At 67.6% G+C, this 21,322-nt stretch carries 20 protein-coding genes and 1 tRNA gene; 13 read left to right on the forward strand and 8 right to left on the reverse strand.

The genetic code is table 11. The annotated features are described in order from the left end of the window. Nucleotides 1–2 precede the first annotated feature (2 nt). Genes EYR15_RS08900 through EYR15_RS08910 form a run of 3 tightly spaced genes read right to left on the reverse strand, consistent with a single transcriptional unit; the run spans nucleotide 3 to nucleotide 2,881 of the window. Nucleotides 3–890, reverse strand: a complete 888-nt coding sequence (locus EYR15_RS08900; RefSeq protein WP_131003128.1) for an ABC transporter ATP-binding protein — start codon at nucleotides 888–890, stop codon at nucleotides 3–5. Further along, nucleotides 887–1,894 carry an ABC transporter permease gene (locus EYR15_RS08905; protein ID WP_205741600.1) on the reverse strand — a complete coding sequence of 336 codons (1,008 nt, stop codon included), beginning with the start codon at nucleotides 1,892–1,894 and terminating at the stop codon, nucleotides 887–889. Before EYR15_RS08905 ends, EYR15_RS08900 begins: the two co-directional genes overlap by 4 nt. Nucleotides 1,895–1,897: 3 nt before the next feature. Then, nucleotides 1,898–2,881 carry an ABC transporter substrate-binding protein gene (locus EYR15_RS08910; protein WP_131003132.1) on the reverse strand — a complete coding sequence of 328 codons (984 nt, stop codon included), beginning with the start codon at nucleotides 2,879–2,881 and terminating at the stop codon, nucleotides 1,898–1,900. A gap of 147 nt (nucleotides 2,882–3,028) precedes the next feature. On the opposite strand from EYR15_RS08910, the gene EYR15_RS08915 reads away from it, so the two are divergent. Genes EYR15_RS08915 through EYR15_RS08925 form a run of 3 tightly spaced genes read left to right on the forward strand, consistent with a single transcriptional unit; the run spans nucleotide 3,029 to nucleotide 4,577 of the window. Further along, nucleotides 3,029–3,445 (forward strand): CopG family ribbon-helix-helix protein, encoded by a 417-nt coding sequence (locus EYR15_RS08915; protein WP_245498233.1) that lies wholly within the window; start codon nucleotides 3,029–3,031, stop codon nucleotides 3,443–3,445. Between the two features lie 20 nt (nucleotides 3,446–3,465). Beyond that, complete coding sequence (locus EYR15_RS08920; RefSeq protein ID WP_131003136.1) at nucleotides 3,466–3,849, forward strand: CidA/LrgA family protein; 384 nt, start codon at nucleotides 3,466–3,468, stop codon at nucleotides 3,847–3,849. Beyond that, nucleotides 3,846–4,577 carry an LrgB family protein gene (locus tag EYR15_RS08925; protein WP_131003137.1) on the forward strand — a complete coding sequence of 244 codons (732 nt, stop codon included), beginning with the start codon at nucleotides 3,846–3,848 and terminating at the stop codon, nucleotides 4,575–4,577. The genes EYR15_RS08920 and EYR15_RS08925 overlap by 4 nt, the downstream gene beginning before the upstream one ends. Here EYR15_RS08925 and EYR15_RS08930 read toward each other — a convergent pair. Continuing rightward, a complete protein-coding gene (locus EYR15_RS08930; protein WP_131003139.1) occupies nucleotides 4,555–5,817 on the reverse strand; it encodes a DUF763 domain-containing protein in 1,263 nt (420 codons plus the stop codon). The two genes, EYR15_RS08925 and EYR15_RS08930, sit on opposite strands and share 23 nt — an antisense overlap. Nucleotides 5,818–5,953: 136 nt before the next feature. Here EYR15_RS08930 and EYR15_RS08935 point away from each other — a divergent pair, with 136 nt between their 5' ends. The 3 genes from EYR15_RS08935 (at nucleotide 5,954) to EYR15_RS08945 (ending at nucleotide 8,508) form a co-directional block, all read left to right on the forward strand. Continuing rightward, nucleotides 5,954–6,754 (forward strand): L,D-transpeptidase family protein, encoded by an 801-nt coding sequence (locus EYR15_RS08935; protein ID WP_245498216.1) that lies wholly within the window; start codon nucleotides 5,954–5,956, stop codon nucleotides 6,752–6,754. Nucleotides 6,755–6,863: 109 nt separating this feature from the next. Continuing rightward, entirely contained in the window at nucleotides 6,864–7,808 is a 945-nt protein-coding gene (locus tag EYR15_RS08940) for a ring-cleaving dioxygenase (protein ID WP_131003141.1), read from the forward strand. Nucleotides 7,809–7,857: 49 nt separating this feature from the next. Next, on the forward strand, nucleotides 7,858–8,508 hold the full coding sequence (locus tag EYR15_RS08945) for an alpha/beta hydrolase (protein ID WP_131003143.1): 651 nt from the start codon (nucleotides 7,858–7,860) through the stop codon (nucleotides 8,506–8,508). A gap of 33 nt (nucleotides 8,509–8,541) precedes the next feature. On the opposite strand, the gene EYR15_RS08950 is transcribed toward EYR15_RS08945, so the two are convergent. Together EYR15_RS08950 and EYR15_RS08955 are read right to left on the reverse strand one after the other, a co-directional pair. Beyond that, nucleotides 8,542–8,617: transfer RNA gene (locus tag EYR15_RS08950), tRNA-Glu, on the reverse strand. A 76-nt stretch (nucleotides 8,618–8,693) separates the two neighbouring features. Then, nucleotides 8,694–9,080: a DUF6476 family protein gene (locus EYR15_RS08955; protein WP_131003145.1), complete on the reverse strand. Its 387-nt coding sequence runs from the start codon at nucleotides 9,078–9,080 to the stop codon at nucleotides 8,694–8,696. Between EYR15_RS08955 and EYR15_RS08960 the strand changes: the two genes are divergently transcribed. The 5 genes from EYR15_RS08960 to pgm all read left to right on the forward strand — a co-directional run bounded on the left by EYR15_RS08960 (nucleotide 9,079) and on the right by pgm (nucleotide 15,347). After that, entirely contained in the window at nucleotides 9,079–10,083 is a 1,005-nt protein-coding gene (locus EYR15_RS08960) for an RluA family pseudouridine synthase (protein ID WP_131003147.1), read from the forward strand. The two genes, EYR15_RS08955 and EYR15_RS08960, sit on opposite strands and share 2 nt — an antisense overlap. A 106-nt stretch (nucleotides 10,084–10,189) precedes the next feature. Then, nucleotides 10,190–11,098 (forward strand): sulfate adenylyltransferase subunit CysD, encoded by a 909-nt coding sequence (gene cysD / locus EYR15_RS08965; RefSeq protein ID WP_131003149.1) that lies wholly within the window; start codon nucleotides 10,190–10,192, stop codon nucleotides 11,096–11,098. After that, a complete protein-coding gene (gene cysN, locus EYR15_RS08970; RefSeq protein WP_131003151.1) occupies nucleotides 11,098–13,005 on the forward strand; it encodes a sulfate adenylyltransferase subunit CysN in 1,908 nt (635 codons plus the stop codon). Before cysD ends, cysN begins: the two co-directional genes overlap by 1 nt. A 101-nt stretch (nucleotides 13,006–13,106) precedes the next feature. Next, nucleotides 13,107–13,598 (forward strand): retropepsin-like aspartic protease family protein, encoded by a 492-nt coding sequence (locus EYR15_RS08975; protein WP_245498218.1) that lies wholly within the window; start codon nucleotides 13,107–13,109, stop codon nucleotides 13,596–13,598. 96 nt (nucleotides 13,599–13,694) lie between these two features. After that, the gene (gene pgm / locus EYR15_RS08980) at nucleotides 13,695–15,347 is read left to right on the forward strand and encodes a phosphoglucomutase (alpha-D-glucose-1,6-bisphosphate-dependent) (RefSeq protein ID WP_131003153.1); all 1,653 of its coding nucleotides are present in this window, start codon (nucleotides 13,695–13,697) and stop codon (nucleotides 15,345–15,347) included. Between the two features lie 305 nt (nucleotides 15,348–15,652). Here the strand turns inward: pgm and EYR15_RS08985 are convergent, their stop codons facing one another. Continuing rightward, complete coding sequence (locus EYR15_RS08985) at nucleotides 15,653–16,276, reverse strand: CAP domain-containing protein (protein ID WP_131003154.1); 624 nt, start codon at nucleotides 16,274–16,276, stop codon at nucleotides 15,653–15,655. Nucleotides 16,277–16,330: 54 nt separating this feature from the next. Then, on the reverse strand, nucleotides 16,331–18,751 hold the full coding sequence (locus EYR15_RS08990; RefSeq protein ID WP_131003156.1) for a DUF3772 domain-containing protein: 2,421 nt from the start codon (nucleotides 18,749–18,751) through the stop codon (nucleotides 16,331–16,333). Nucleotides 18,752–19,025: 274 nt separating this feature from the next. On the opposite strand from EYR15_RS08990, the gene EYR15_RS08995 reads away from it, so the two are divergent. Together EYR15_RS08995 and EYR15_RS09000 are read left to right on the forward strand one after the other, a co-directional pair. Continuing rightward, nucleotides 19,026–20,951 (forward strand): sensor histidine kinase, encoded by a 1,926-nt coding sequence (locus EYR15_RS08995; protein ID WP_131003157.1) that lies wholly within the window; start codon nucleotides 19,026–19,028, stop codon nucleotides 20,949–20,951. Then, complete coding sequence (locus EYR15_RS09000; RefSeq protein WP_131003159.1) at nucleotides 20,948–21,322, forward strand: response regulator; 375 nt, start codon at nucleotides 20,948–20,950, stop codon at nucleotides 21,320–21,322. The genes EYR15_RS08995 and EYR15_RS09000 overlap by 4 nt, the downstream gene beginning before the upstream one ends.

A 21,322-nucleotide genomic window follows, 5' to 3' on the forward strand; every position in this document is an offset into this window, starting at 1 on the left:
TCTCAGTCGATCCCGTCCTTTATCGGCGCGAGCCGGACGATCGGTGTCACCGGCTCATCCTCCGCCGCCTGCGCCTGCTCCTGCGCGTGAATGAAGCCTTCGAGGCGGATCAGCGCCGCCTTGAGGGCGGGAGAATCAAGGTCGCGGGCGCCGGGAAGCGCTGGCACGTCCATGAGCTCGACGACTTCGCCGGGATTGGTCTTCAGCACCAGCACGCGGTCGGCGAGCAGCAGGGCCTCGTCGAGGTCGTGGGTGATGAAGACGATGGTGACGTCGATCTTGCGCCAGATGTCGATGAGGTAGGCCTGCATCCGCGCGCGGGTGCGGGCGTCGAGCGCGGAGAACGGCTCGTCCATCAGCAGGATGCGCGGCTGGATCGCGAGCGCGCGGGCGATCGCGACGCGCTGCTTCATGCCGCCGGAAAGGTGGTGAGGATAGGCGTCGGCATAGGGCTCCAGGCCGACGAGGTCGAGCCATTGCCGCGCCTCGCGCGCCGCCTCGTCCTTCGGCTTGTTCGCCATCTGCAGGCCGAACATGACGTTCCCGAGCACGGTGAGCCACGGAAACAGCGTATACCCCTGGAACACCATCGCGCGGTCGGGCCCGGGGCCGTGCACGGGCTTGCCGTCGACCAGGATGTCCCCGCCCTGCGCCTCCTCAAGTCCGGCGATCGTGCGGATCAAGGTCGACTTCCCGCAGCCGGAGGGTCCGACGACGCAGAGGAACTCGCGGCGGCGGACCTTGAGGTGGACGTTGTTGAGAATGGTCCGCTCGGAGGTGCCGTGCGGGACGGTCTTCACCAGCCCGCGCACGTCAAGGATCGCCTCGCGGGCGTTGAGCCGGTCGAGGCGCGCGGCGACCTGGTGTTCGATGGCGGACGGATCGCTCATGCGCTGGTCCTCTTCCACGGGAAGAGCCAGCGGCCCAGCCAGGCGAGCAGGAGGTCCGAGCCGAAGCCGACGATCCCGAGCACGAGGATCGCGGCGTAGACGTTCTCGAAATGCTGGTAACGCGCCTGCTGGGTGATGAAGAAGGTGATCCCCGACGAGGTGCCGACCAGTTCGGCGACGATCAGATAGGTCCATGCCCAGCCGAGCAGGATGCGCTGGTCGTTGTAGAGGTCCGGCAGGATCGCGGGGACGACGACCCTGCGGACGAGCTTCAGATTGCGGGCGCCGAGCGTCTGCGCGGCCTCGAGCAGGGCATATTCCACCCGCCGCGTCGTCGTCGCGATGATCAGCACCTGCTGGAAGAACGTGCCGATGACGACGATCGCGATCTTCGGCGCGTCGTAGATGCCGAGCACCGCGACCGCAAGCGCGCCGAAGGCGGGGGCGGGCAGGTAGCGGAAGAACTCGATGAAGGGCTCGGTCAGGCGCCCGACCGCGGAAAACGACCCGCACAGGATGCCGAGCGGCACGCCCACGGCTGACGAGATCAGGAACGCCCAGAAGATGATCTGGATCGAGTGCCATAGGCTGGAGCTCAGCCGGAACTCTTCGCGCGCGTCGGCGGCAGGCGTCGCCGCATGCCAGAGCGCGATCGCGACCTCATGCGGGGCGGGCAGATAGACGGGGTTCGCCGGCACGCCCCTTGGCGGCGCTTGGCCGGCGGCGGTCATCGCTTCGACCTCCTCGGCGAAGGCGTCCGCCGGAGCGCGCATGCCGGCCGAGAAATAGCTCACATCGCCGGGATCGGTGATCTCGACCAGCGGATGCCACAGGAAAGGCGCGTAGGAGATCGCACTCCAGAGCGTCAGCGGAAGAATAAAAGAGAGGACGCCGAGCACGGCGCGAACGCGCGGCGCCGGCGGCCGCCCGACGGCGAACAGGCGCCGCGCTGTGAGAGCCCGCCGCCGAGTCGGCGGCGGGGTCGCGACGACTTTCGCCTCCAAGATTTACTTGGCCGCGATCGACGGATCGATATAGGCCTTCACGTCTTGGGCGTCCTTGTAGACGCCCGCCTTGACGTTGAAGTCGTCGGCGTAACGCGAGGAGCCGTAGAGCGATCCGAAGCCCTCGGCGTCCTTGAACACCTTGGCCCCCTCGACCGCGCTCAGCAGCTTGGTGCCCTTGAGGTAGCGGACATATTCCTCCGGCGGCACGCCGCTGCGCGCCGCCATGATCTTCACGGCGTCGGGCTGCGTCTTCGGGTCGTCGATATAGGCGACCACCCTGTCCCAGACCTTGAGCATCTTGGCCCAGTCGTCCTTGCGGGACGCGAAGCTCGTCGGCGACACGGTCACGACGTCGTAGATCAGGCCGGGCTGATCGGCGGAGGTGTAGAGCGGGCGGGCGCCGGGGGAGCCCTTCATCGCCTGGCCGGCCACCGGCTGCCACGCGCCCACCGCCGAGATGGCGGCGTCGCCGAGCACCTGCGGCGTGTCGTTCGTCTTGACGTTGACGATCTCGACGTCGGTGTCCTTCATGTTGGCCTTCTTCAGGCCGTTGAGCAGCAGCAGGTGCTCGACGAGACCGCTCTCGAGGCCGATCTTCTTGCCCTTGAGGTCGGCGAGCTTCTTCACGCCGGACTTGCCGATGATCATGTCGTTGCCGTTGGAGTAATCCGTCAGCATGACCATCACGCCCTTGGAGCCCGACGAGCCCATGACCAGCGTGTCGCCGTTGGTGACGGTCACGGCGTCGATCTTGCCGGCGCCGAAGGCCTCCATCGAGGCCGAATAGTCGAACCACTCGAACTGCACGTCGACGCCGGCTTCCTTGAACCAGCCCTTGTCGATCGCGACCTGCCAGGCGACCCAGCCCGGCCAGTCGCTATAGCCGACCTTGAGCGGCTCGGCCGCAAGCGTGGAAGAGGCGGGAGCGGCGAACGCCGCGAGCGCCAGCGCCGCAGCGCCGATGAATTTCCGGAAGGACCGCATGCCGATCTCCTGCCTGAGTATTACGATTTGACACATTCGTAATACGGCTATTCGATGCACGAGGCATGCCAGATGGAGGCGTCGATGGCTCGAAGCGCGGCGACGAAAGCGGGGACCGGAGGCGGCCAGCGCTTCAACGTGGAGCGCATGACGGTCTCACTGCCGCAGACCGTTCTCGCCGAACTCGACGCGACGGTTGCGCGGCGCGGCTTCGCCAGCCGCTCGCAGGCCGTGGCGGAGCTCCTGCACCGCGGTCTCGTCGACGATCGTAGCGAGTTCGGCGACGAAGTGATGTGCGGCGCGCTGACCTTGTTCTACGGTCAGCCCTCGGCCGGCGTCGAGCAGCGGCTGGGCGATCTCCAGCGGGCGAATATCGACGAGGTGATCGCCTCGTTTCACGTGCACCTCAACGAAAACAGGACACTGGAGGTGGTTCTGCTCCAAGGACCCGCGCGCAAATTGCAGGCGATTGCCGATGAAATGATCACCGTTCGCGGGGTGATCTCGGGACGGCTGCAGGTGGTCGCAGCGATCATGCCGCAGATCCATCCCTTTATCCGCTGAGCCCAAGGTCGGAGGCGGCCATGCTCAAGGGCCTTTTCATCCTGCTGCTGTTCCAACTCGTCGGCGAGGCGATCTCGCGAGGGTTGGGGCTGCCAGTGCCGGGACCGGTGATCGGCGTGATGCTGCTATTCGCCGCCCTCATGCTAAGCGCCCGCTTCAAGCCCATGCGGAAGCCTGACGAAGGGCCTCTCCCGGTTGAGCAGGCAGCGGACGGGCTCCTGAGCCATCTCGGCTTGCTGTTCGTGCCGGCAGGCGTCGGCGTCGCGCAAAGCTATTACGCGCTGCAAGGTCACCTGCTCGGCGTCGCCGTCGCGCTGATCGGTTCGACGGCGATAACTCTGGTCGCGACCGTCGCTGTGTTCCGGCTGGTCGCGCGCGCGATCGAACGCAGGGCCGCGCGATGAAGCCGTCGCCCGAGCGCTTCTTCGAACTCTGGGTCTTTCTCTCCACCAGCCCGCTGCTCTGGCTGACCGTCACGATCGGCGCATTCCTCGCGGCGCAGCAAATTGCAGCGGCGGCGGGGCGTCACCCGCTGGTCAATCCGGTGCTGATCGCCATTGTCGCCATCGTCGTCGTGTTGCGGGTGACCGAGACCGACTACCGGACCTATTTCGACGGCGCGCAGTTCGTGCATTTCGCGCTCGGGCCGGCGACCGTGGCGCTCGCCGTCTCGCTGTTCCGCAACCGGGCGCTGGTCGCCCATGACGCGGCCCCGATCGCCGCCGCGCTCGTCGTGGGCGCGATCGTCGCCTGCGTCTCCGTTGTCCTGATCGCCCGCGCGCTCGCGTTGCCGCCCGAGATCGTTACAGCGCTTGCGCCGAAATCGGTGACGGTGAGCATCGCGCTCGGCATCGCCGGCCAGATCGGCGCCGATCCCGGCCTGGTAGCGGTGTTCGCGATCGCGACCGGCATCAGCGGGGCGATCCTCGTTACCCCCGTCATGAACGCGCTTGGGGTGAAGGACTTCGCCGCCCGCGGCTTCGCCGTGGGCCTGGCTTCGCATGGCATCGGGACCGCGCGCGCCTTTCAGGTGGACGGCGTGGCCGGCGCCTTCGCGGGGCTGGCGATGGCGCTCAACGCCGTCGTCACCGCGCTCGTCGCCCCGACGATCATCGGCTGGCTCGCTCCGTAGAGGCTGGCGCCGCCGGCTCCCAGCCGAAGGTGCTGCGCCCGCCATAATCGTACGATCGCGCCCGCTCCTCGGCGATCACCGCCTCGACCGATGGTCCGGTCGCGACGCGCTCAAGCCTGCGGGCCTCCGCGTCGAGCCGCTTCAGCGCGTCAAGCCGGTCGTCGAGGCCGAGCTTGGAGCGGCCCACGGCCGATCGCAGCACGCCGATCGTCTCGTCATAGACCCGCGTCGGCACGGGGAAGGGATGCCGATCCTTACCGCCATGCGCGAAGGAGAACCGCGCGGGATCGCTGAACCGGCAGGGCGCGCCGTGAACGACTTCGGCGACCAGGGCCAGCGCGCGGACCGTGCGCGCGCCGACGCCCGGCGTCAGCAGCAGGTCCGGAAAATCCTGCGGTCCGCGCTCGGCGGCCGCTGCGATCGCGCCCTGCAGCCTCCGCTCGACGACGTCTTGGCGACGCACCTCGTGATGCGCCGGCATGACGAGATGCGGCAGCATCGGCTGCGCGTCGGGCGTCTTCTCGACCGAAGGACGCTCCAGCGCGATCGCTTCCGCTGCGATCCTGTCCGGCGACACGGTTCGCAACAGGTCGAGCTGGACATCGCGCGACGACTTCGCGCGGCAGTCCGCAAGGTTGACGATCCGGCCCTGCGCTTCGCCGTCGATCGCGGCGTGTGGATCGTCGACGAAGCTTTCCAGCCCTTCCGAGAGCCAGTGGTAGCGCCGCGCCGTGCGGTTGTCGCCGTTCATGCCCTGCTGGACCACGGTCCAATTCCCGTCGTCTGTGACGAAGAAGCCGTGGAGATAGAGATCAAACCCGTCCTGGACCGCGGCGCTGTCGATCTTGGCGACCAGACGGCTCGCTTTCGTCAGCGGCTCCGCATCGATCCCGATCCGCTCGCCGATCAGGCCGAGCTCCGCCGGCGTCTTGCGTGACTGCGCGCCGCGGCCGCCGCAGACATGGATTCCGAGTTCCGAGGACAGCGGCGCAAGACCGCGCTTGAGCGCTCCGACGACGCTGGTGGTGACGCCGGAGGAGTGCCAGTCCATGCCCATCACGGCGCCGAAGGACTGGAACCAGAAGGGATGCGCCAACCGTCGGAGCAGCTCGTCTCGCCCGTAATGGATGACGATCGCTTCCGCCATCACGGCGCCAAGCCGCGTCATCCGCTGGCCGAGCCAAGCCGGCACGCGTCCGCCATGCAGCGGCAGGTCCGCCCCGCCGGTTCGTCTCGCCATCGTTCCCTCGCTCGATTCGTCCGACGCTAGCCGATTCGAAACCGCCCTCCGATCCGTTCACGCCCCGTTATGATTGTCGGGCGCAATCTTCCGGACGGCCTTTGTATTGGGCCGATGTGTGGAAGAGGTCGGCGATATGAGTACATCGTCGCTGTGCGCGCGTCCTTTTGGCGTCGCGCTGATCATCATCGTGGCGCTGGCGCTCGCCGCCTGCTCGTCCGGCCGCCAGGCGCGGGTGAAGACCGGCTCGGTCTCGGTGGCTACCGTCAGCCTGATGTCGAAGCTCGACATGCCGCGCGCCGCGCCGATCATGATCCGCGTCTTCAAGGAAGAAGCGGTGCTTGAGGTCTGGAAGCAGGAGCGCAACGGCCAGTATGGGCTGCTCCGAACCTACGAGATCTGCAAGTTCTCAGGGCGGCTCGGCCCGAAGCAGTATGAGGGCGACCGGCAGGCGCCGGAAGGCTTCTACGAGATCGACAAGTCGAGCCTCAATCCGTTCTCGCGCAACCATCTCGCCTTCAACATCGGCTTTCCGAACGCCTATGACCGCGCGCTCGGCCGGACCGGGAGCAACCTGATGGTCCACGGCGGCTGCAAGTCGGTGGGCTGCTACGCCATGACCCATCCGCGGATGGAGGAGATCTACGGTCTCGTGCGCGAGGCGCTGCTGTCGGGCCAGGAATCGATCCCGGTCCAGGCGTTCCCCTTCCGCATGACGAACGAGAACATGGCGCGCCACGCCGGCGACCCCAACATGCCGTTCTGGGAGATGCTGAAGGTCGGCTATGACGTGTTCTCGCGCGCGAACCGTCCCGGCCGGGCGGCGCCTTGCTCCGACGGCTACCAGTTCACCTCCGACCCTCGCTGGCAGAACGCGAAGGACTCCGAGATTTGCGAGGCTGCAGCTGCGGTCGCGCGCAACGAAGCCCGCTACTAAGAAGCCCAGATTCAGAAACGGTCAGTTTCGATCGTTTCTCTTCTGAGATCTCATGCAGATCGTACCTTCGCTTTAACGAATTCACCGTTGGAGCCCGAAGGTCATCGCTATGAACGCCAGCGCGCCTGTTTCCGCCCTCCACCACGTCACCGCGATCAGCGGCCCGGCGGCCCGCAACGTTCGCTTCTATACGAACGTGCTCGGGCTTCGCTTGGTGAAGAAGACCGTCAACTTCGACGATCCCGGCACGTATCACCTCTATTACGGCGACGAGGCCGGCCGGCCCGGCTCGATCCTCACCTTCTTCGCGTGGGACCATGTCGCGCCCGGCCGGCTCGGCGTCGGCGAGACGTCGCGGACCTCGTTCCGCGTGCCCCGCGCCTCGATCGGCTGGTGGACGCAGCGCTTCGTCGAGGCCGCCGTCGCCCATAAGGCGCCGTTCGTCCGCTTCGGCGAGGCGACGCTCGCCTTCAAAGATCCTGGCGGCCTCTCACTTGCCCTCGTCGGCGTCGAAGGCGCTGAAGGTGAGGCCGCTTGGGCGAGCGAGAACGTGCCCGCCGAACACGCCATCCGCGGCTTCCACGGCGTGACGCTGCTTCTCCGCGACGCAGTCCCGACGGGCGAAATCCTGTCGAACGTGTTCGGCCAGCGCAAGATCGCTCGCGAAGGCGCCGTCACGCGGTTTGAAGCGGGCGAAGAGGCCTATGGCCGCTACGTCGATCTGCACGCCGCGGGCGACTTCCTGGCCGGTCGGCTGGGCGGCGGCAGCGTGCATCACGTCGCCTTCCGGGCGGCCGACGACGCCGCGCAGGCCGAAATGGCGCGCAAGCTGGTCGCCGAGCACCGCATCGGCGTAACGGAGCAGAAGGACCGCAATTACTTCCGGTCCGTCTACTTCCGCGAGCCCGGCGGCGTTCTGTTTGAGATTGCGACAGACCAGCCCGGCTTCGCGGTCGACGAGCCGGCCGACACCCTCGGCCAGGCGCTGAAGCTGCCGGCCCAATTTGAGGCCCTGCGGTCCCGCATCGAGGAGGGGCTGCCCGCGCTCGTCTGATGCGCGGGTTACTTCTCCTTCCTTCACGTCAACCTGAGGGAGCGACGCCATGAGCGCGCGCAGCCTTTCGTTCGTGCATGTCTTCCAGCCGGCGACTACGGCCGGCCTTCCGCCGCTGCTTCTGCTCCACGGCACGGGCGGTGACGAGAGCGATCTGATCCCGCTCGGCCAAGCGCTTGCGCCGGGGGCGGCGCTGCTCTCACCGCGCGGCCAGGTGATGGAAGGCGGCGCGCCGCGCTTCTTCCGTCGTCTTGCGGAGGGCGTCTTCGACGAGGCGGATGTCGTCCGCCGCGCGCGCGACCTCGCCCGCTTCGTGGGAGAAGCGCGGGCGGTCTACGGGATCGTGCCGCCGATCGCGCTCGGCTTCTCCAACGGAGCGAACATCGCCGCGGCCACGCTGTTGCTCCATCCTGATGCGCTCGCTGGCGCAGCTCTGTTGCGGCCGATGGTTCCGTTGTCGAGCCCGTCGGATGCGCGGCTCTCGGGCAAGCCGGTGCTGATCCTGTCCGGCGTCGCGGACCCCGTCGCGCCGCCCGACAACGTCGCGCGACTGGAGGCCCTGTTGCGCCGTTCGGGCGCGGCGGTGACGCATGAGGCGATCCCCGCGAGCCATGGCCTGACGCGTCTCGATCTCATTTCGGCGACGGAATGGTATGCCGGCCTGGCGGACGCTGACGCCGTGGGCGAAACCGGATCGTAGCGGAAACAAAGCGATCGGCGGGTTCGGAGACCGTGGCGCTCCCAAGGGGACTCGAACCCCTGTTTTCGCCGTGAGAGGGCGACGTCCTAGACCGCTAGACGATGGGAGCGTGTGCGCGGTGCGCCCGTATAGCGGCGTTGGGCGCTCGCTTCAAGCCGGTTCGGCGGTCTTTTGGCGGCGGCCGCTCAGCGCAGCGGCGGGACGGAGGCGCCGCCGGGCGCGAGCGACAGGCGACCGGTCTCCGCCAGCGTCGCGGCGTCGACAATGTGGATCGTGGCGCGGCCTTCCGCCTCGACGGTGACGATCAGGCGGCCGCTATCTGCAGTCGTGGATATAATTCTTGCGCCCGCCGGAAGCGCCAGCGTGCGCTCGACGATCTGGCCGGAAGGCGCGCTCGACTTGACGACCCGGTACGCGATCACCGACACCAGCGCGAGAAAGCCCACGCCCATGGTCACCGCGCCGACGACCGTCAGGCGCCTGAGACGCGCGTAGACCCGCCGGATGCGCGGATCCTCGTCGTCCGCGACCTCGTCGAGCGATGGGCCGGGAGAGCCGATCTGCGCCGTCATGTCCTCGTCGTCCTCTGAAGTTCCCGCCGTGGCCGCCGCCGGGGCGGCGCTCGTCGTCGCCGCAGGCCCGGAAGATTCCGCCGAGCGGCTGGACAAGTTCCTGGCGGCCAGGCTGCCGGAGCTGTCGCGGGCGCGCGTCCAGGCGCTCATGCGCCAGGGCGCGGTCCGCCAAGGCGGCCGGACGCTAGAGGACCCCTCCGCGAGGGTCAACGCGGGCGAGATCACGGTCGATCTGCCGCCGCCGGTCGCGGCCGAGCCGGTGGGGCAGGAGATCCCGCTCACCGTCGTGTTCGAGGACGACGCGCTGATCGTGATCGACAAGCCGGCGGGCCTCGTCGTGCATCCGGCCGCCGGCCATGCCGACGGCACGCTGGTGAATGCGCTGATCGCCCATTGCGGGGCGAGCCTTTCGGGCGTCGGCGGCGTCGCGCGGCCGGGGATCGTGCACCGCCTGGACAAGGACACCAGCGGCCTGATGGTGGTCGCGAAAACAGATGCCGCGCATCGTTCGCTCTCGGCGCAGTTCGCCGATCACGGCCGCACCGGGCCACTGCGCCGCGCCTATCTCGCGCTCGTCTGGGGCGCGCCTGACCGGCCGCGCGGCGTGGTTGACGCTCCGCTCGCCCGCAGCGTCAAGAACCGCGAGAAGATCGCCGTCTCCTCAGGCGGGCGTGAGGCGATCACCCATTGGGAAACGCTCGAGACCTTCGAGATCGCAAGCCTGATCGAGTGCCGGCTGGAGACAGGGCGCACGCACCAGATCCGCGTCCACATGGCCCATATCGGCCACCCCCTGCTCGGCGACGAGGTCTATGGCGCGGGACATCGGACCAAGGCGTCGAAGCTCGCTCCGGAGGCGGCGGAGGCGCTTTCGGCGCTCGGCCGGCAGGCGCTGCACGCCGCCGAGCTTGGCTTCGCTCATCCCGTAACGGGCAAAACCGTGCTGTTCGAAAGCGCGCCGCCGCCGGACATGGCCCGGCTGATCGCGGCGCTGCTCGGCTGACTTTACGGCGCTTACCTTGCGGGCGTTTTGGAAAGCGTTTAATCCGGCCTCGGCTGTGACTATATAAGTCAATACAGCAATTAATTGTAGAATAGCGGCCAGCCGAATGTCCACGCGCCTGTCGACCCATCTCAAGCGGCTCGAAGCGGAGTCAATTCACATCATCCGCGAGGTGGCGTCCGAGTTCAAAAACCCGGTCATGCTGTACTCGATCGGCAAGGACTCGTCGGTGATGCTTCATCTCGCGATGAAGGCGTTCTATCCGGCCAAACCGCCGTTCCCGCTGCTCCATGTCGACACGACGTGGAAGTTCCGGGAGATGATCACGTTCCGCGACGAGACGGCGAAGCGCCTCGGGATCGACCTGATCGTGCACATCAACGAGGACGGGGTGCGCCGCGGCGTCTCGCCGGTGGCGTCGGGCTCCAACGTCCATACTCAGGTGATGAAGACCGAAGGGCTTCGCCAGGCGCTCGACAAGTACAAGTTCGACGCGGCCTTCGGCGGCGCGCGCCGCGACGAGGAGAAGAGCCGCGCCAAGGAGCGGGTGTTCTCGTTCCGCACCGAGAACCATGGTTGGGATCCGCGCAACCAGCGGCCGGAGCTCTGGAGCCTCTACAACACGCGCGTCCGGCCGGGCGAGTCGATCCGCGTGTTCCCGCTGTCGAACTGGACCGAACTCGACGTCTGGCAGTATGTCGCGGCGGAGGACATCCCCGTCGTCCCGCTGTACTTCGCGGCCGAGCGCCCGGTGGTGACCCGTGACGGCGCGCTGATCATGCGCGACGACGAGCGGCTGCCGCTGAAAGCCGACGAGGTTCCGGAGATGCGCCGCGTCCGCTTCCGGACGCTCGGCTGCTACCCACTGACCGGCGCGATCGAGAGCGACGCGACTGATCTCGACGACATCATCTCGGAAATGCTGGCCTCGACGACCTCGGAGCGGCAGGGCCGGCTGATCGACAGCGACGAGGCCGGATCGATGGAGAAGAAGAAGCGCGAGGGCTACTTCTGATGAACGCGCCGGTCTCCACCGCCGCGCTCGCGGAATCTGTCGCCGAAAAGAGCCTGCTGCGCTTCATCACCTGCGGGTCGGTGGACGACGGCAAGTCGACGCTGATCGGAAGGCTGCTCTACGACACCAAGCTGATCTTCGACGACCAACTCGCGGCCATCGAGAAGGATTCGAAGAAATACGGCACGACCGGCCCCGGCATCGACCTTGCGCTGCTCGTCGACGGACTTGAGGCCGAGCGCGAGCAGGGCATCACGATCGACGTCGCCTACCGCTATTTCGCGACGGACAAGCGGACCTTCATCGTCGCCGACACGCCCGGCCACGAACAATACACCCGCAACATGGCGACCGGCGCCTCGACCGCCGACGTCGCGGTGATCCTGATCGACGCCCGCAAGGGCGTGCTGACGCAGACCAAGCGGCACTCCTTCATCTGTTCGCTGCTCGGCATCCGTCACGTCGTGGTGGCGGTGAACAAGATCGACCTCGTCGGCTACAGCCACGTGGTCTTCGCCGAGATCGAGCAAGCCTATCGTGAATTCGCCGAGAAGCTGGGCTTCGCCTCGATCACGCCAATCCCGATGTCGGCGCTGACCGGCGCGAACGTCACCGCGCCGTCGCCTGACCTGCCGTGGTATCGCGGGCCGACGCTGCTCTCCTATCTCGAGGAGATCACGGTCGAGGCCGACCGTGTGAACCGGCCGATGCGCTTTCCGGTGCAATGGGTGAACCGGCCGAACCTCGACTTCCGCGGCTTTGCGGGCACGCTCGCCTCCGGCGAGATCCGGCCCGGCGACGAGGTCACGGTCGCGGCTTCGGGAAAGACGACGAAGGTCGCCCGCATCGTCGCGATGGGCGGCGATCTCGACCTCGCCCAGGCCGGCGACAGCGTGACATTGACCTTGGCGGATGAGGTCGACGTCGCGCGCGGCGACGTGCTGGCGCCTCCGACCGACCGGCCAACGGTCGCGAACCAGTTCGCCGCTCGGATCATCTGGATGGAGCAGGAGCAACTGATCCCGGGCCGCTCCTATCTGCTCAAGCTCGCGACCCGGACGACGCCCGCGAGCGTCGTCGCGATCCGCCACAAGATCGACGTCAACACGCTCGACGAGCTCGCGGCCAGGACGCTGAGCCTCAACGAGATCGCCGAGGCGACGATCGAGACCGCCTCGCCAATCGCGTTCGATCCTTATTCCGAGAACCGCGAGACCGGCGCCTTCATCCTCATCGATCGCGAAACCAACGCCACAGCGGCGGCGGGCATGATCCTGCACGGCCTGCGTCGCGCCACGAACATCCATCGCCACGCGACCACGGTCGACCGGGCCGCGCGGGCGCGGCTCAAGCGCCAGAAGCCTGCGATCCTGTGGTTCACGGGGTTGTCGGGCTCGGGCAAGTCGAGCGTCGCGAACCGGGTCGAGCAGATGCTCGTCGGGCGCGGCCAGCACACCATGCTGCTCGACGGCGACAATGTGCGGTTCGGCTTAAATAAGGATCTCGGCTTCACCGACGCCGACCGCGTCGAGAACATCCGGCGAGTGGGCGAAGTCGCAAAGCTCTTTGTCGAGGCGGGCACGCTGGTGCTCTGCAGCTTCATCTCGCCTTTCGAGAGCGAGCGGCGGATGGCGCGCGACCTCGTCGGCGAAGGCGAGTTCATCGAGATCTTCGTCGACACCCCGCTCGAGACCTGCATCGCCCGCGACCCTAAGGGCCTCTACAAGCGGGCGCTCGCTGGCGACATCCCGAACTTCACGGGCGTGTCGTCGCCTTATGAGGCCCCGCAGAACGCCGAGCTCGTGCTTAAGACCGCGGACGCCGATGTCGACGCGCTCGCCGAACGCGTCGTTGAGGCGCTGCTCAAGCGGGGCTTCATCGAGTCCTTCGACGATCCGGTGATTTGACCGCGGGTTAACCGCGAGACGCTTCGGAGTTAACGCGTTAACTGGCCACACACCGGCTGGCCGCACCTTGTCCCCACTGGTGGCGTGGGTGCGTTTCGGACGTGATCAAGCTTGCTTTCATTGCGGCCGTTCTGACGATCGGCGGAGCCTGGCTTGCCGGCGATCTCGCTCGCATGGCGGCGCCTGTCAATCGTCCGGCCCCGAAGCCCGAGCAGCAAACGCCCGGCCGCGTGGTGTTGCGCGCCGATCCCGATGGTCATTTCCGCGTCGACGCTACGATCGGCGGCCGGCGCGCGCCGATGCTGGTCGACACCGGCGCGACGGTGGTCGCGCTGTCTTATGAGAACGGGCGCGACCTCGGCCTGATCTCCGGCGCAGACCGTTTCGATCTGCGGGTCTCGACGGCGAACGGAACGGTCGGCGCGAAGCGCGTCGTGCTGCGCGACCTACGCGTCGGCTCCGTCCAGATCCAGGACGTGACGGCGGTGGTGCTGAGCGAGGGCGCGATGGACGGCGCTCTGCTCGGCATGAGCTTTCTTGGCCGCTTGCGCCGCATGGAAACCTCGGGTGACCGGATGGTGCTGGAGCGCTGATCCCGCTGGCCGATCGGCCGCGCCGCGCCATTTTGCGCGAGCCTTCCGGCTGAACCTGCTAGATCGGAGGCGACGCCAACGGAGCCTAAAGCCCATATGTCAGACGACGTCAGTCCGCTCGCCGGCCATCCCGTCGATCCCGCCCGCCTCGTCGACGTGCCGAGGCTGATCACCGACTACTTCCTGAACAAGCCGGAGATGGACAAGGCCGCCCAGCGCGTCGCCTTCGGGACCTCCGGCCACCGCGGCACGTCGCTGGACGGCGTCTTCACCGAAAGCCACATCGCGGCGAGCGCGCAGGCGATCTGCCTCCATCGCGCGAAAGCGGGCATCGATGGGCCGATGTTCGTCGGCAAGGACACGCACGCGCTGTCGGAGGCCGCCTTCGCGACCGCGCTCGAGGTGTTCGCGGGCAATGGCGTCGAAGTCCGGGTCTCGGCCTCGAACGCCCGTTTCACTCCGACCCCCGTCGTGTCCCATGCGGTCATCACCTACAATCGCGGCCGCGCGGGCGGGCTGGCCGACGGCGTCGTGATCACGCCGTCGCACAATCCGCCGGAGGACGGCGGCTTCAAATACAATCCGCCGAACGGCGGTCCGGCTGGCGGCGACGCGACCGGCTGGATCGAGAAGACCGCGAACGCGCTGATCGAGGACGGCCTCAGGGACGTCCGCCGGCTGCCGCTCCAGAAAGCGCTGAAGGCCTCGACCACGAGAGAACACGACTATGTCGCGTCGTACGTCGGCGATCTTGGCCAGGTCGTCGATATGGAGGCAATCCGCGCCGCGGGCGTCCGCATCGGCGTCGATCCGCTGGGCGGCGCAGGGCTTGAATATTGGGGGCCGATCGCGGAGGCCTACGGGCTAGACCTCACCGTCGTGAATGAGGTCGTCGATCCGACCTTCCGCTTCATGACCGCGGACTGGGACGGGAAGATCCGCATGGACTGCTCGTCGCCTTACGCGATGGCGAACCTCATCGGGCTGAAAGACCGGTTTGACGTCGCCTTCGCCAACGACCCCGACGCCGACCGCCACGGGATCGTCACCCCCTCCGTCGGGCTGATGAACCCGAACCACTATCTGGCGGCATCGATCGCCTATCTCTACGGCCACCGGCCGGATTGGAGGTCGCGTCCCGCGATCGGCAAGACGCTGGTCTCGAGTTCGATCATCGACCGGCTGGCCTCCTCGCTCGGCCTGCCGCTGATGGAGGTCCCGGTCGGCTTCAAATGGTTCGTTGACGGCCTCGTCGATGGCTCGCTGGGCTTCGTCGGCGAGGAGAGCGCCGGGGCGACCTTCCTCCGTCGCGACGGCGGCGTCTGGACCACCGACAAGGACGGCCTGATCCTCGGGCTGCTGGCGGCGGAGATGACCGCCGTACTCGGCCAAGACCCCGGCCAGGTCTATCTCGGCCTCACCGAAAAACTCGGCGCCCCGATCTACGCACGCATCGACGCGCCCGCGACGCCGGAGCAGAAGGCGGTGCTGAAGAAGCTGTCGCCGGAGCAGATTCCCGGCGACGAACTCGCCGGCGAGCCGATCCGTGAGCGGTTGACGAAAGCGCCCGGCAACGGAGCCGACTTCGGCGGGGTGAAGGTCTCGACCGAGAACGGCTGGTTCGCGGCGCGGCCGTCCGGCACCGAGAACGTCTACAAGATCTATGCGGAAAGCTTCATCGGCGCCGACCATCTGGCTCAGATCCAGACGGAGGCTAAGGATATCGTGTCGAAGGCGCTAGGCGGGTAGCAGGCGGGCGCCTGAGAGAACAAACCGGCAGCGCTCGATTCGTTCTCTCAGGGGTGGAGCAGGAACGCGCGCTTCGGAGCGAATCCTAAAGGAAAGTGAACGAGGTAGTGCTCTAGATCCGGCGCCCGCGTGGCCGCACGGCGCCGGTCGGCGTGCTTCGACACGCCTGCTGGCGCGGACGCGTCAGCGCGAGGCAAAGCTCAGCTGAGAACAAACCGGCAGCGTCCGATTCGTTCTCCCCGGGGCGGAAGGGGAACGCCGGCTCCGGCGCGAATCCTAAAGAAAGCTGAACATGTTGGTTGCCGTCAGCGGACGCCGACGGGCGCGCCGATCGTGAGCGGGATCGCGTTGGCGGCCGCGCGGGTCCTTGCGGCTTCGGCTTCCTCAGATCCGGGCATCGGCCGCGGGTCGTTGGGATCGGCAAGCTCCATCGCCCAGAACACTTCGTAGCGCGAGCCCGGCGCGCGCACGGCGGCGATGCCCATGCGGGCCGCCTTCGGCTGCGCCATGTTCTTCGCGTGGGGAGGCGAGGAGCGCCAGCCGGTGAAGGCATCTGCCAGCGTGTCGTGGCCGGCGCCGATGTTCTCCCACATACCGCCGTTGCGGTAGCCGGAGGCTGCGATCCGGCTCTTGAACGTGCCGCCCGCCTCGTGGCTGAGCTTGTCGTTGCGCGCCATGGCCGCCGCCTGCGCCTCCGCCATCGCATTCAGCGTCGGGTCGAGCGTCACCGGCCCCAGACCCTTGCCGCGACGATATTCGCTGACCATCTCGGCCGCCGCTCGCTTGTCGAGCCGGGCGCCCGGCGCGGACTGGCTCTGATAGAGGCTGGGCGTCGTCGAAACCACTGGTGCGGTGGGCGAGGTCGAGCAGCCGGCGAGCGCCGCCGCGAGCAGCGCGGGGCCAAGCGCGCGGGCGAATGGCTTCTTCATCGGCAGGCTCCGGGATCGCAACAATTGGACGGCCGACAATGGTCGGGTCGACGGTTAACGGTTCATTGACGCCGGGGGCGGAGGAGCGAGCAGCGCGACGCCCTTGAGCGCTTCCGCGACCCGATCGACGGCGTCGACCATGCTCGGAGCGTCGGGCCCTCCGAGCGGCATCTTCGCATCGGCGAACGCTTTCACGAGCGCGAAGTTCAGGTCGCTCTTCACGCTGCCGACCTGCCGCGGGCTCTGCACATTGCAGAACAACGAAAAGTTGTTGGTCGAAGCGCCGAGCGTGTTGAACAGCAATTGCGGCTCGGGGAATCCCAGCACCGCGGGATGGCCCTTGGCCACCTCCATCGCGACCCGCTTCACCTGCGCCGGATCGATCGCCGAGGAGACCGCGAGGTCGATCTGCACGCGACCGGTGGGAGCGCCGTGGGTGACGTTCTTCACGCTCTTCGTCACGAAGTCCGAGTTCGGCACGATCAACGTCGAGCGGTCGAACAGCTCGATCTCGGTCGATCGCACCGAGATCCTCCGGACGTTGCCCTGATCCGAGCCGATGACGATCCAGTCGCCCGCCTTGATGGGGCGCTCGGCGAGCAGGATGATCCCGGACACGAAGTTCGAGATGATCGCCTGCAGGCCGAAGCCGATGCCGACCGAGAGGGCGCCGGCGACGATCGCCAGACGGTCGAGGCTGAAGCCGAGATAAGCGAGCGAGATCACGATCACGCCGACGCCGCCGAGATAGCCGACGCCGGTCGAGATCGAGGCTTTCAGGCCGACGTCCATGCGCGTCTTCGGCAGCAGGTCGCGGTCGAGCCAGCGCTGCACGCCGCGGGTCAGCGCGACGCCGATCACGACGAGCGCGATGGCGCCAAGAACCCCGGCGACGGAGATGGTGATGCCGCCGAGCTGGACGCCGGTGACGCCGTAGCGCAGCCAGCCGAACACATCGGTCGACTCCACGCCCCACGGCGCGAGCACGAAGGAGGCCGCCACCGCGATCAGGATCACGCGGATGAGGCCGGACAGAACGACGCCGATCTGTTCGAGCGATTCCGGGCGGGCGCCCATGCCCTCGCTCAGCGAGCGGCCGATGCCGGTGCCTGACGAAAAGGCGGCTGTGATCAGGTCGTCGATGACGATCAGCAGGAGATAAGCGAGCGAAAGGACCGACGAGATCCAGATGACCTGGTTCGCCAGGAACTGGGCGAGCGCGACATAGCCGGTCGCCGCCGCGACCAGGACGACGAAGACGGCGATCGCGGCTAGCCCGCGGGCGATGTTGAGCCAGGGCCGCGAGACCGCTTCGCCGTCAGTCTTCTCGGCGGCCTCCACCCGCCGCGCGGCGCGGAACCGGCGAAGCGCGATGGCGAAGGCGATCGCGTTCAGGACCGCGAACAGCCCTGTCGTCGCGATCGAGGCGGAGAGGCTCGCCACGATCGTCTCGTTGAAGCGGTCGACCTGCCGTCCGACCACGAAGATCAGCATGCACCAGAAGGGCTGGTTCTTGATCTCTGCGATGGCCGCGTCGGAGAAATTCGCGAGCCGCCAGCTCGGCCGTCCCGGCGCGAGCAGAGCGCGCATCATCCCGTGCGCGAAGCCTAGGAAGCCCGACGCCCAGATGAGGCCGACGAAGTTGCGCTCCAGATTGAGCGGCATCCAGCCCGCGGTCTTCAGGCCCCAGAACACGCAAAGCGCCGCAAGCAGCGGCGCAACGGTGGCCGCGAAGACCCGGAAGAGCGCTGTCGCCGAGCGTCTGAGGCGGGATTTCGGCGCCTGCTTCGCGACGATCCGCTCGCCCAGCGTCGCAAGCGTCCGCCGCGCAGGGAACAGCAGGATGAAGGCCGCGACCAGCGAAGCAGCGACGATCGCGAGCGAGGAAGGATCGGCGTTACGCTGGACGACGGCGGACCAGTTCGCGCCGAGCGCGCCGACGCTCGCGACGTCGCGCGGCGCCTCTGACACGACGTCGCGCCAGAGGGTCGGATCGAGCACCGAGCGGGAGCGCTCGAACAGTTTCTGCGCAAGCAGGCCGCGGCGACGCTGGGTGATCTCGTCGCCGGTCTGCCGCGCCTCGACCTCGATCAGGCGGCCGCGCTTGATGGTGTCGTCGAGCTTCTGGCGCGTCGCCGTCTGCGCGTCGCGCTCGCGCGTGACGTCGGCGCTCTCCGGGGCCGCGTCGGCTGCGGGCTTGGCGCCGATCTGCGCGAGCCGCTGATCGGCCGCTTCCAGTTGCGGCGCAAGCTGTGCGATCGCCGCCTCGATCTTCAGCGTCAGCGGGTCGATGCGTTCGCGCAGCCCGGCGAGGTCGCGATCATCGGCCTTCGGATCGGCGAGCGTCGCCTTCATGCGGTCCAGCTCGGCGCGCGCGGCGTCCACAATGCTGAACGCGTCCTCCTGCGCGCGCGCCAACGTGACGGCCGAGAGGGCTAGGGCGAGGAGCAGGATGCGAAGCAGGGTCTTGAGCATTGCGGCCGTTCGATTCGAAGGGGGCGCCTTTCCATCGACAAGGAATGCGGCCAAGCGCAGGCGTTTATCGGTGAAAGTAGCGGACAGGGTATCGGGGCGCCGTCTTCCAGAGCCGCAGCGTTGAAAAAAAGTCGCACCCTCCTCGGATTGTCTGTCGATCACTATTCATCAAGCGCTCCGGGCCCATAAATGCAACCGCAGCGACCGGCCGGCGGCCGACTGCGCGCGGCTTGGATCGACGAAGGGTGAAGGTCTGTTCACCGGCGGCGGAGAGATGGCGTCCCGGCTGGGGGCGTTCGACTGGAGGGGGCACCCGCTCGGTCCTCCTGAGGAGTGGCCGGGCGAACTGAAGGCCGCCCTCGGCATCTGCATGCATTCAAGCCTGCCGACGGCGATCTATTGGGGGCCCGAGCTCCGCCTCCTCTACAACGACGCGTGGTCCTCGGTGCCGCGCGACCGTCACCCCTGGGCCGTAGGCCGCCCGGCCAAGGAGGTGTGGGCGGACATTTGGCCGGTTGTCGGTCCCCAATTCGAGGAGGTTTTCGGGCGCGGCAGGGGCGTCTCGTCGGATGGCCAGATGCTTGCGATCAAGCGTGACGGCGTTCCCGAGGAAACCTATTGGAACTACTCGCTGACGCCGATCTTCGACGCGTCCGGCGGCGTCGCGGGCGTGTTCAACCAGGGCGCGGAGATCACCGAGAGCGTCCTGAAATCACGCGACCAGTCTTTCCTGCTCGCCTTCGGCGACCGCCTCCGCGACATGACGGAAGACGGCCAGGCCGGCGCGCTCGCTAGCGCGGTCGAGGCGCTCGCCGCGCATCTAAGGCTCGACCGCGTCGGCTACGCCGCGGTTGAGGACGGCGTCGCGACTGTCGTGCGCTCCTGGAGCACGCCGAGGCTCGAGGACACCACGGCGAAGCGTTTTACCCTTGATGAGTTCGGCGCCGAGGAGATGGCGACGCTGCTCCGCGGCGAGGTGATCTCGAGCGCGAACATCGCGTCGGACCCGCGCTATGGCGAGGAGGAGCGCAGGCGCTACGCATCCTACAGCGTTGGCGCGCAGATGGTCGCGCCCTTCGTGCGGGCGGGACGTGTGCTCTCCTTCATCTTCTTCAACACGATCGGCCCGCGGCGCTGGACAGGGCGCGACGCCGAACTCGCCCGCGACGTCGCGGAACGCATCTGGGTAGCGAGCGACCGTGCGGAGGCCTCGATCCGGCTGAGGGCGAGTGAGCAGAGGTTCGCTTTGCTGTTCGGGCAGGCGTCGGTCGGCCTCTCCGAGGTGGATCGCGCCGGTCGGTTCACGCGCGTCAACGACAGCATGGGCCGGCTGCTCGATCGCTCCCCGGAATCCATCGTCGGCATGAGCGTCGCCGACGTCACTCATCCCGAGGATGTCGACGATACCGGCGCCGAGATCCTTCGCGGCGCGGAGACCGGCGAGCCGTACACGATCGAAAAGCGGTACCTCAAGCCAGACGGATCGTCGTTCTGGGCCGTCACCAACGTGACGCCCGTCGTTGACGCTGCCGGTCTCGTCTCCGGTTTCTTCGCGGTCACGACCGACGTCGGCGAGCGCAAGGAACAGGAGCGTATCCGAAGCTGGCTGCTCGCGGAACTCAATCACCGCGTCAGGAACAACCTCGTCACCGTGCAGTCGCTCGCCCATCACACCAAGCTGACGACCAGTTCGAGCGACGAGTTCGAGCGGGTGTTCAACGCGCGGCTGATGGCGTTGTCGCGCGCCCATGACGTGCTGATGCGCGAGACCTGGGCGTCGGCCGCGCTCTCCGATCTTCTCGCCGGCACGCTTGCGCCTTATGAGATCGAGGGTCTTTCGCGCGTGACCCTCGGCGGGCCCGAAATCCGGCTGTCGCCGACTGCGGCGGTGACGCTCAACCTCGCCTTCCACGAGCTTGCGACCAACGCCGCGAAGTTCGGGGCGCTGTCGCGGCCCGAGGGTCGGGTCGTGGTCACCTGGTCGGTCGACGCCGCGCGGGGCGACGGCGCGGTCGAGCTGAACTGGCGGGAGTGCGGCGGACCGCCGGTCTCCGCGCCGCGCCGGCGCGGCTTCGGCCTCCGCCTGATCGAACGCGGCGCGCCGCGCGAACTCGGTGGACACGCGATTATGGATTTCGCAACCAACGGGCTCGCCTGCGCCTTCCAATTACCGCTGTCTGAGAAGATTATGACGCCATGAGCGAAGCGCTTAACGGACTGCGGATTCTCCTCGTCGAGGATGAGGCGATGATCGCGATGCTTTTCGAGGACGTGCTGCTCGACAGCGGCGCCGTCGTGGTCGGCCCGGCGAGCGGCGTGAAGACCGCGCTCGACGCGATCGCGAGCGAGGAGATCCATGGCGCTCTGCTCGACGTCAATCTCGGCGGCGAGCAGAGCTTCGCCGTCGCCGACGCGCTTCAGGAGCGCAGCATTCCCTTCGTGTTCGTGACGGGCTATGGCGGCGCGGGCGTCCGCGACCGTTATCCCCATGCGCCGACATTGCAGAAGCCGTTCGTGACGAGCGACCTCGAACGGGCGCTCTCCGAACTCGGACTCGCAGCACGGGCTTGA

It is taken from the genome of Hansschlegelia quercus (genome assembly GCF_004310425.1).
Taxonomy (GTDB): domain Bacteria; phylum Pseudomonadota; class Alphaproteobacteria; order Rhizobiales; family Methylopilaceae; genus Methylopila; species Methylopila quercus.

Coding starts and splice junctions, on each gene's coding strand:
- EYR15_RS08910 (WP_131003132.1), bottom strand. CDS start 2,881: ATGCGGTCCTTCCGGAAATTCATCGGCGCTGCGGCGCTGGCGCTCGCG.
- EYR15_RS08985 (WP_131003154.1), bottom strand. CDS start 16,276: ATGAAGAAGCCATTCGCCCGCGCGCTTGGCCCCGCGCTGCTCGCGGCG.
- EYR15_RS08940 (WP_131003141.1), top strand. CDS start 6,864: ATGAACGCCAGCGCGCCTGTTTCCGCCCTCCACCACGTCACCGCGATC.
- cysD (WP_131003149.1), top strand. CDS start 10,190: ATGTCCACGCGCCTGTCGACCCATCTCAAGCGGCTCGAAGCGGAGTCA.
- EYR15_RS08900 (WP_131003128.1), bottom strand. CDS start 890: ATGAGCGATCCGTCCGCCATCGAACACCAGGTCGCCGCGCGCCTCGAC.
- EYR15_RS08935 (WP_245498216.1), top strand. CDS start 5,954: ATGAGTACATCGTCGCTGTGCGCGCGTCCTTTTGGCGTCGCGCTGATC.
- EYR15_RS08925 (WP_131003137.1), top strand. CDS start 3,846: ATGAAGCCGTCGCCCGAGCGCTTCTTCGAACTCTGGGTCTTTCTCTCC.
- pgm (WP_131003153.1), top strand. CDS start 13,695: ATGTCAGACGACGTCAGTCCGCTCGCCGGCCATCCCGTCGATCCCGCC.
- EYR15_RS08945 (WP_131003143.1), top strand. CDS start 7,858: ATGAGCGCGCGCAGCCTTTCGTTCGTGCATGTCTTCCAGCCGGCGACT.
- EYR15_RS08955 (WP_131003145.1), bottom strand. CDS start 9,080: ATGACGGCGCAGATCGGCTCTCCCGGCCCATCGCTCGACGAGGTCGCG.
- EYR15_RS08990 (WP_131003156.1), bottom strand. CDS start 18,751: ATGCTCAAGACCCTGCTTCGCATCCTGCTCCTCGCCCTAGCCCTCTCG.
- EYR15_RS09000 (WP_131003159.1), top strand. CDS start 20,948: ATGAGCGAAGCGCTTAACGGACTGCGGATTCTCCTCGTCGAGGATGAG.
- cysN (WP_131003151.1), top strand. CDS start 11,098: ATGAACGCGCCGGTCTCCACCGCCGCGCTCGCGGAATCTGTCGCCGAA.
- EYR15_RS08920 (WP_131003136.1), top strand. CDS start 3,466: ATGCTCAAGGGCCTTTTCATCCTGCTGCTGTTCCAACTCGTCGGCGAG.
- EYR15_RS08915 (WP_245498233.1), top strand. CDS start 3,029: ATGACGGTCTCACTGCCGCAGACCGTTCTCGCCGAACTCGACGCGACG.
- EYR15_RS08960 (WP_131003147.1), top strand. CDS start 9,079: ATGTCCTCGTCGTCCTCTGAAGTTCCCGCCGTGGCCGCCGCCGGGGCG.
- EYR15_RS08930 (WP_131003139.1), bottom strand. CDS start 5,817: ATGGCGAGACGAACCGGCGGGGCGGACCTGCCGCTGCATGGCGGACGC.
- EYR15_RS08995 (WP_131003157.1), top strand. CDS start 19,026: ATGGCGTCCCGGCTGGGGGCGTTCGACTGGAGGGGGCACCCGCTCGGT.